Origin of the sequence: Mycobacterium simiae, assembly GCF_008370645.1 — a bacterium.
In the GTDB taxonomy this organism is placed as follows: Bacteria; Actinomycetota; Actinomycetes; order Mycobacteriales; family Mycobacteriaceae; genus Mycobacterium; species Mycobacterium simiae_A.
This window is the reverse complement of the sequence record NZ_VTZN01000198.1, coordinates 1-8367: the sequence shown is the minus strand read 5'-3', so window position 1 is coordinate 8367 and position 8367 is coordinate 1. Positions and strand designations below refer to the sequence as shown.

General features: G+C 63.5%; 6 protein-coding genes and 2 pseudogenes. 2 read left to right on the top strand and 6 right to left on the bottom strand.

Annotation, left to right across the window (positions count from 1 at the left end):
- The 5 genes and pseudogenes from F0Q45_RS22420 to F0Q45_RS22400 all read right to left on the bottom strand — a co-directional run.
- Positions 1-503, bottom strand: a pseudogene (locus F0Q45_RS22420) (PPE family protein); the annotation flags it as partial.
- A gap of 229 nt (positions 504-732) precedes the next feature.
- Positions 733-2502: a PPE family protein gene (locus F0Q45_RS22415; RefSeq protein WP_149656011.1), complete on the bottom strand. Its 1770-nt coding sequence runs from the start codon at positions 2500-2502 to the stop codon at positions 733-735.
- 114 nt (positions 2503-2616) lie between these two features.
- Positions 2617-3657 carry a 4-hydroxy-2-oxovalerate aldolase gene (gene dmpG / locus F0Q45_RS22410; protein ID WP_149656010.1) on the bottom strand — a complete coding sequence of 347 codons (1041 nt, stop codon included), beginning with the start codon at positions 3655-3657 and terminating at the stop codon, positions 2617-2619.
- On the bottom strand, positions 3654-4580 hold the full coding sequence (locus F0Q45_RS22405) for an acetaldehyde dehydrogenase (acetylating) (RefSeq protein ID WP_149656009.1): 927 nt from the start codon (positions 4578-4580) through the stop codon (positions 3654-3656). Before F0Q45_RS22405 ends, dmpG begins: the two co-directional genes overlap by 4 nt.
- A 64-nt stretch (positions 4581-4644) precedes the next feature.
- Complete coding sequence (locus F0Q45_RS22400) at positions 4645-5430, bottom strand: 2-keto-4-pentenoate hydratase (protein WP_149656008.1); 786 nt, start codon at positions 5428-5430, stop codon at positions 4645-4647.
- Positions 5431-5513: 83 nt separating this feature from the next.
- Here F0Q45_RS22400 and kstD point away from each other — a divergent pair, with 83 nt between their 5' ends.
- Both kstD and F0Q45_RS22390 read left to right on the top strand, forming a co-directional pair.
- Positions 5514-7211, top strand: coding sequence for a 3-oxosteroid 1-dehydrogenase (gene kstD, locus F0Q45_RS22395; RefSeq protein WP_149656007.1), 1698 nt, complete (start codon positions 5514-5516; stop codon positions 7209-7211).
- A gap of 1 nt (position 7212) precedes the next feature.
- Complete coding sequence (locus tag F0Q45_RS22390; protein WP_149656006.1) at positions 7213-8073, top strand: MaoC family dehydratase; 861 nt, start codon at positions 7213-7215, stop codon at positions 8071-8073.
- Between the two features lie 86 nt (positions 8074-8159).
- Here the strand turns inward: F0Q45_RS22390 and F0Q45_RS22385 are convergent.
- Positions 8160-8367 (bottom strand): annotated as a pseudogene (locus tag F0Q45_RS22385) (hypothetical protein); the annotation flags it as partial.

Genomic DNA, 8367 nt, shown 5'->3' with positions numbered 1-8367 from the left:
CGGCAACGGCAACTGCGCCGCCGCCGAACCCGCACCCCCGTGATACCCCACCATCGCCGCCACATCCGCCGCCCACATCTGCTCGTACAAACCCTCCACCGCCGCAATCGCCGGCGCATTAAACCCAAAAATGTTCGAGACCACCAATTGCACCAACGCGCTACGGTTGGCCGCCACCAACACCGGATGCACCATCGCCGCCCGCGCCGCCTCGAACGCACTGGCCACCGCTTTCGCCTGGACCGCCGCCCGCTGCGCTTGGGCCGAGGCCGCGCTCAAAAACTCCGCATACGGGCCGGCCGCCGCGGTCATCGCCGCCGACGCCGCACCCTGCCACCACTGACCCGCCAACCCCGAGGTCACCGACGAAAACGACGACGACGCCAACCCCAACTCCGAGGCCAACCCTCCCAAGCCGCCGCCGCCTCCACCATCGGCGCCGAACCCGCACCCGTAAACATCCGCAACGAATTAATCTCCGGCGGCAACACCGCGTAGTTCATGAGACCCCATCCTTCCCAGCGTGACTACCCACCAGAAAACGCTAGGACAAGCCCTGCGGAATAACTCGATTTCCGCCAAATCCGGACAACAAAATCGGCGAGCATCGCCGCCGAGTAATTAACGGCATAGTCAAGGCGGAAAAACCTTGCAGACTATTGATCGCGTTTGAACGCCAGCGCGATATTGATCAGGTCGTCTACCTGACCCGGTCCATCCGCATACTCCGTGCTAATGCCCGAAACCTGACTGGTCGGCAGTCGTGTTGAAGCCACCCGAGGTGTTTGCGCCGGAGTTGAAGAAGCCGGAACTGACCAAGCCAGAGTTTCCAATACCCGCCTCGTCGATTCCCCGGTTCCCGATGCCCGCCGAGAATGCCGCACTGGCGGCGTGCTGCAGTCCCGAGACCTGCATGCCCGCATTTTGGATGCCCGAGCTACCGTTTGCGGTGTTGAAGAAGCCTGAGGTTGTGGTCCCGGTGTTGCCGAAGCCCGAGTTCGGGCCGGGTCCGTTGCCGATAGCTCCGAAGCCAGTGTTGAGAATGCCAGCGTTGAAGGCCCCGGTGTTTGTGTTGCCCGAGTTCGCCCAGCCAGTGTTTAACAAGCCCGAGTTAAAGTCGCCGGTATTGAAAACGCCCGAGTTGAAGCTACCCGTGTTGATCTGGCCCGAGTTGAAGCTACCCGCGTTTGCGGAGCCCGAGTTTCCAAAGCCGAAGTTTATTGAGCCAGCATTTCCGGCGCCGGTGTTCGCGATGCCGCCATTTCCGAAGCCCGTGTTGAGGCTAGTCGAGTTCCCAAAGCCGGTGTTATGGCCCGCCGGGAACAGGCCCGCGGTGCTGCCCGAATTTCCGATGCCGACATTTGCGCTGCTCGAGTTGCCGATGCCCACATTGTGGTCACCGGAGTTGAAAAAACCGATGTTCCCGGTGCCGGAGTTGAACAAGCCAATATTGTTGGTGCCAGAGTTCAGCCCGCCCGCAAAGTTGATGCCCACCTGATTGTTTCCCGTCAGGCCAAAGCCGATATTATTACTGCCAGTATTCCCGAGGCCGATATTCCCCATCCCGTTATTGCCGAAGCCCCAGTTGCCGCTGCCGGTATTTCCAGCTCCGGTGTTGCCACTGCCGTTGTTTCCGTTGCCGACGTTGTTGTTGCCGGTGTTACCGAAGCCGACGTTGGAATTGCCGGTGTTTCCGCTACCGAAGTTATTGTTACCGCGGTTTCCGTCGCCGACGTTTCCGCTGACAGGTCCACCAAAGAAACTTCCGTTGCCGCTGCCCCAGTTGCCGTTGCCGAGGTTGCCGTTGCCCCCGTTGTGATTGCCGATGTTGCCGCCGCCCAAGTTTTGATCGCCGATGTTGCCGCCACCCAGGTTTTGATCGCCGATGTTGCCGCTGCCGAGGTTGAGGTTGCCCTTGTTGCCGCTACCCAGGTTGGCGTTGCCGATATTGCCGATGCCCAGATTAGGCAGCGTCTGCAATGCCTGCTGCAGCTGCGCTAGCGGCGTCAACGCCTCGGCCGCCGCTGATGCCCCGGCGTGATAGCCCACCATCGCGGCCACATCGGCAGCCCACATCGGCTCATACAGCCCTTCAGCAGCCGCAATCGCGGGCGCATTGAGCCCCAACCAATTCGACCGAACCAACTGGACGAATGTGCTGCGGTTGGCCGCCACCTCGAGCGGAGGCACGATCGCCGCCCGCGCCGCCTCAAACACACTGGCTACCGCCCTCGCCTGCCCAGCCGCCCCCACGGCTTGGGCCGTCACCGCCCTCAAAAACCCGGCATACGGACCCGCCGCCGCGGTCATCGCCGCCGCCGCCGCGCCCTGCCACCACTGACCCGCCAACCCCGAGATCACCGACGAAAACGACGACGACGCCAACCCCAACTCCGAAGCCAACCCATCCCAGGCTGCGGCGGCCTGAAGCATCGGCGCCGAACCCGCACCCGTGAACATCCGCAACGAATTAATCTCCGGCGGCAACACCGCGTAGTTCATGAGACCCCGTCCTTCCCAGCGTGACTACCCACCAGAAAACGCTAGGACAAGCCCCTACGGAATAACTCGACTTCCGCCAAATCAGAGCCAATCAACGACCAATTGACGACGTCGTCAAGGCGTTACCGCGGCGCCGCTCTCTAGTTCCCGCTTGATTTCCAAAGCGATGTCGATGAGCTGGTCTTCCTGGCCGCCGATGAGCTTGCGCTGCCCGGCCCGGTGCAGTAATTGGTGCGCCGGCACACCGTAGCGTTCGGACTGGCGAACCGCATGCTTGAGGAAGCTCGAGTAGACCCCCGAGTAGCCCATGATCAATGCGTTGCGATCCAACACGCATTCGGCGGGCATGGCCGGGCGCACCACGTCCTCGGCGGCATCGGCGATGTCGAAGAAATCGATACCAGTTTTGACGCCGATCTTGTCGAACACCCCAATCAGCGCTTCCACCGGCGCGTTGCCCGCACCCGCCCCGAAGCGCCGCACGCTGCCGTCGATCTGCTTGGCACCAGCACGCACCGCCTCCACCGAGTTGGCCACCCCCAGCCCCAGGTTCTCGTGCCCATGAAAACCAACCTCAGCATCCGACCCCAATTCCGCCACCAACGCCGACACCCGGTCCGCTACCCCGTCGAGCACCAAAGCGCCGGCGGAGTCGACGACATAGACGCACTGGCACCCGGCGTCGGCCATAATGCGCGCCTGGGCCGCCAGCCTCTCCGGCGAAATGGTGTGGGCCATCATCAAGAACCCGACGGTTTCCAGCCCCAGCTCCCGAGCCAGCCCGAAATGCTGAATGGATACGTCGGCCTCGGTGCAATGGGTGGCGATCCGGCAGATCGAGCCGCCATTGTCCTGTGCTTCTTTGATGTCCTCTTTGGTGCCCACCCCGGGAAGCATCAAGAACGCGATCTTGGCGTCTTTGGCCGTCTGCGCGGCGAGCGTGATCAGTTCCTGCTCGGGGGTTTTCGAGAAGCCGTAATTGAACGACGACCCACCCAGGCCGTCGCCGTGCGTCACCTCGATCACCGGCACCCCCGCGGCATCCAGCGCCGCCACGATGGCACGGACCTCGTCTTTGGTGAACTGGTGCTGTTTGTGGTGCGACCCGTCGCGCAGCGAGGTGTCCGTGATCCGGACGTCCCAAATACCGGTCATCGCGCGCCTCCCGCTAAAGACAGCGTCTCTTTGGCGATCTCCTCGCCGACCTTGGTCGCCGCGGCGGTCATGATGTCCAGGTTGCCCGCATACGGCGGCAGGTAATCTCCGGCGCCCTCGACCTCGATGAAGGTGGTGACGACGGCCTGGCCACCCGAGTTAAGTGACGGCTCGTCGAACTGCGGCTCGTTGAGCAACCGGTAGCCCGGCACATAGGCCTGCACCTCGGCCACCACGTCGTGGATGGACTTGGCGATCGCGTCACGGTCGGCGTCCTCAGGTATGGCGCAGAAGATGGTGTCGCGCATGATCATTGGCGGGTCGGCCGGGTTCAAGATGATGATCGCCTTGCCGCGCGCGGCCCCGCCGATGGTCTGCACACCCCGGGACGTGGTCTTGGTGAACTCGTCGATATTGGCCCGCGTACCCGGGCCTGCCGACACCGACGCCACCGACGCCACGATCTCGGCGTAGGGCACCGGCACCACGCGCGACACCGCGTACACGATGGGAATGGTTGCCTGTCCCCCGCAGGTGATCATGTTGACGTTCGGCGAGCCCAAGTGCTCGTGCAGGTTCGCCGGCGGGATCACCGCCGGGCCCACAGCGGCCGGCGTCAGGTCGATGGCCCGGATCCCGGCGTCCGCATATCGTGGCGCCGCGTCCTTGTGTACGTAGGCACTGGTCGCCTCGAACACCAGGTCGGGTTTGTCGGGTTGTTCCAACAGCCAGTCGACCCCTTTGTGACTGGTCTCAAGACCCAGCTTGCGGGCCCGGGCCAAGCCTTCGCTGTCCGGGTCGATGCCCACCATCCAGCGCGGCTCCAACCAATCCGACCGCAGCAACTTGTAAAGCAGGTCGGTGCTGATATTTCCCGACCCGACAATGGCTACTTGCAAGGCCACACTCGCCTTAGACGGCATGATGCTCCTATCCCTATGCTCGCGACCCGCTGCGCCCGGCCTTGCCCGGGCTCGCGATCGCTCCTCATTCGAACGACAACCGGACCGAGCCGAGCCCGGCGAAGTCGGCGACAAACTCGTCACCCGCGCGTGCATCGACCGCCAACGTGCATGATCCGGGTAACACGATGTCGCCTTGACGCAACCGCACCCCGAACCCGTCCACCTTGCGGGCCAACCACGCCACCGCGGTGACCGGGTTACCCAGCACCGCGTCACTGCGGCCTTCAGCAGCTACTTCTCCGTTGCGAGTGAGTACCGCGTCAATCGCCTTGACGTCGATATCGGCCGGCGACACCCTCGCCGGACCCAGGACAAAACCCGCCGACGAGGCATTGTCGGCGATGGTGTCGCAGATCTTGACCTGCCAATCTTTGATCCTGGTGTCTATCAGCTCGATCGACGGGACCAGCGCCTCCGTCGCCGCCAACACGTCGTCTTCCGTACAGTCCGCGCCGGGCAAATCGTCGGCGAGGATGAAGCCGACCTCAACTTCAACCCGCGGATACAGGTAGTTCGCCGTTTTGACCGGGGCGTCTTCGAACACCCGCATGTCGTCGAGCAGATGCCCGTAATCGGGCTCGTTGACGCCCATCATCTGCTGCATGACCGGAGACGACAACCCGACTTTGTGACCCACTACCCGGGCCCCCGCGGCGACGCGGCGGCGAATATTGATCAGCTGGATCTCGTAGGCATCAACGACGTCGAGATCGGGATATGACGGCGTCAACGGCGCTATCGGCGCACGGCTCCGCCGAGCTGCTGCCAAGTTGGCAGCGATCTGGTCGCGGGTCGCAGCAGGGAGCATTTACCGAAGTCCCCTCGTCTTTCCGGCATCATGGTGACCGGGTCAGTAGCGCCCGACCCGGGCAATTCTATAACGTGTTCTACATGACAGCACAGGACTACGACGTCGTCGTGGTCGGGAGCGGCGGCGCCGGCATGGTGGCTGCCCTCACCGCCGCACACCGGGGTCTCTCGACGATCGTCGTCGAGAAGGCTGCGCATTACGGCGGCTCTACAGCACGTTCCGGCGGCGGGGTCTGGATTCCCAACAACGCGGTGCTCAAGCGCGCCGGCGTGCGGGACACCCCCGAGGCGGCTCGCACGTACCTGCACGGCATCGTCGGCGACATGTCGACCAGCGGGGTCGAGCCGGACCGCATCGACACGTACCTCAATCGCGGACCGGAGATGCTGTCATTCGTGCTGAAACACACACCCTTGCAGATGTGCTGGGTGCCGCGCTACTCCGACTACTACCCCGAGGCGCCAGGCGGCCGCGCCGACGGTCGTTCTATCGAACCGAAGCCGTTCGACGCCCGCAAGCTGGGTGCCGACCAGGCGGGGCTGGAGCCGCCATACGGTAAAGTTCCGCTCAATGTGGTTGTGATGCAACAGGACTACGTGCGTCTCAATCAGCTCAAGCGGCACCCCCGCGGTGTGCTGCGCAGCCTGCGGGTCGGGGCCCGCACCACGTGGGCCAAGGCGACTGGCAAGCACCTGGTCGGCATGGGACGCGCCCTAATCGGGCCGCTGCGGATCGGTTTGCAAAGGGCCGGCGTTCCGGTGTTATTGAACACCGCGCTGACGGATCTGTACGTCGACGAGGACGGCGCGGTACGGGGCATCTATGCCCGCGAGACCAACGCCTCGGAATCATCCGAGCCGCAGCTGATTCGAGCCCGCCGCGGCGTCATCCTGGCCACCGGCGGTTTCGAACACAACGAGCAGATGCGGGTAAAGTACCAGCGCGCACCCATCACCACCGATTGGACAGTGGGCGCCAAAGCGAACACTGGTGATGGCATCATCGCCGGTGAAAAACTCGGAGCTGCTTTGGATCTCATGGAAGACGCGTGGTGGGGCCCGACCGTCCCGCTGGTCGGCGCGCCGTGGTTCGCGCTGTCGGAGCGCAATTCGCCTGGGTCGATCATTGTCAACATGTCCGGTCAGCGCTTCATGAACGAATCGATGCCGTACGTCGAAGCCTGTCATCACATGTATGGCGGTCAATATGGTCAAGGCTCGGGTCCTGGTGAGCACATCCCGGCGTGGCTGGTGTTCGATCAACAGTACCGGGACCGCTACATCTTTGCTGGACTGCAACCGGGACAACGTATTCCGCGTAAATGGTTGGATTCCGGGGTCATCATCCAGGCCGACACACTCGAGGAGCTGGCAACCAATGCCGGCCTTCCGGTTGATCAGTTCCTCTCAACGGTAGAGCGTTTCAACGGTTTTGCGCGCGCCGGCGTTGATAAGGACTATCACCGCGGCGAAAGCGCCTACGACCGCTACTACGGTGACCCGACCAACAAGCCCAATCCCAACCTGGGGGAGGTCAGGCATGCGCCCTACTACGCGGCCAAGTTGGTGCCCGGAGATTTGGGCACCAAGGGCGGTATCCGCACCGATGTGCACGCGCGCGCCCTGCGCGATGACGGCAGCGTCATCGAAGGTCTTTATGCCGCAGGCAATGTCAGCGCTCCAGTGATGGGACACACGTATCCAGGTCCGGGCGGCACCATCGGGCCCGCGATGACGTTCGGCTACCTGGCGGCCCTGCACATCGCCGGTGAGCGCTAGCATGCCAATCGACGTCGACGTCGCTTTGAACGCCGAGTTGGACCCTGTCGAATTCTCTTGGGCCAGTAGTGATGTCCAGCTGTACCAGCTGGCCCTGGGCGCTGGCTCCGACCCGATGTCACCGCGTGAGCTAAGCTATCTGGCCGACGACACCCCGCAGGTGTTGCCGACTTTCGCGACCGTGGCCGCCACCTTCCATGCCACCAAGCCACCTACCGTGCAGTTTCCCGGCATCGAAATCGAATTGAGCAAGGTGTTGCACGCCAGTGAACAAGTGGAAGTGCCTGCACCGCTGCCACCATCGGGCTCGGCACGGGCTGTCACTCGTTTCACAGATATCTGGGACAAGGGCAAAGCCGCGGTGATCTGGAGCCAGACGACGGTCACCGCGCCTGACGGCACGCTGCTGTGGAGGCAAAAGCGGTCAATATTTGCCCGCGGCGAAGGCGGATTCGGCGGCGAGCGCGGACCGTCCACATCGGACGCGGTACCGGACCGAGCTCCCGATCTCGAGGTGCCAATGCCGATTTTGCCGCAGCAGGCGTTGCTGTACCGGCTGTGCGGCGATCGCAACCCCCTGCACGCCGACCCTGAATTCGCCGCTGCCGCAGGGTTTCCCCGGCCCATCCTGCATGGCTTATGCACTTATGGCATGACCTGTAAAGCGATCACCGACGCGCTGCTGGACTCCGATGCCGCGGCCGTCGCCGGCTACGGGGCCCGTTTTGCGGGTGTGGCGTATCCGGGCGAAACGCTCACGGTCAACATATGGAAAGACGCTGGCCGTGTGGTGGCCAGCGTTGTCGCGCCGGCGCGCGATAACGCTATCGTCCTCAGCAGCGTCGAGCTGGCCCCGGTCTAGCCGCCTCCCAGCGCCTCCCCAGCGCCTCCCCAGCGCCTCCCACCGTGAAGCTAACTTCACGTTCCCGCTCGACGGTGAAACTGGCTTCACGTTCGTCGGGCCAACGTGGCGCCGACTCGCTGTGACAAAGCCGCACGCACCCGGCGAGTTATCTCGGCAGGCCGGTCCCCGGCGACCACTCGGATGACGATCCAGCCGAGCCGCTGCACTTTCTCCAACCTCCTGATGTCCCAGTTGTATTGGAATCGATCAGTGCGATGGTGATCACCGTCGTATTCGACGGCGACCTGTAGG

What these genes read in the sequence shown, in the direction of transcription:
- F0Q45_RS22415 (WP_149656011.1), bottom strand. Translation starts at nt 2,502, where the DNA reads ATGAACTACGCGGTGTTGCCGCCGGAGATTAATTCGTTGCGGATGTTC.
- dmpG (WP_149656010.1), bottom strand. Translation starts at nt 3,657, where the DNA reads ATGACCGGTATTTGGGACGTCCGGATCACGGACACCTCGCTGCGCGAC.
- F0Q45_RS22405 (WP_149656009.1), bottom strand. Translation starts at nt 4,580, where the DNA reads ATGCCGTCTAAGGCGAGTGTGGCCTTGCAAGTAGCCATTGTCGGGTCG.
- F0Q45_RS22400 (WP_149656008.1), bottom strand. Translation starts at nt 5,430, where the DNA reads ATGCTCCCTGCTGCGACCCGCGACCAGATCGCTGCCAACTTGGCAGCA.
- kstD (WP_149656007.1), top strand. Translation starts at nt 5,514, where the DNA reads ATGACAGCACAGGACTACGACGTCGTCGTGGTCGGGAGCGGCGGCGCC.
- F0Q45_RS22390 (WP_149656006.1), top strand. Translation starts at nt 7,213, where the DNA reads ATGCCAATCGACGTCGACGTCGCTTTGAACGCCGAGTTGGACCCTGTC.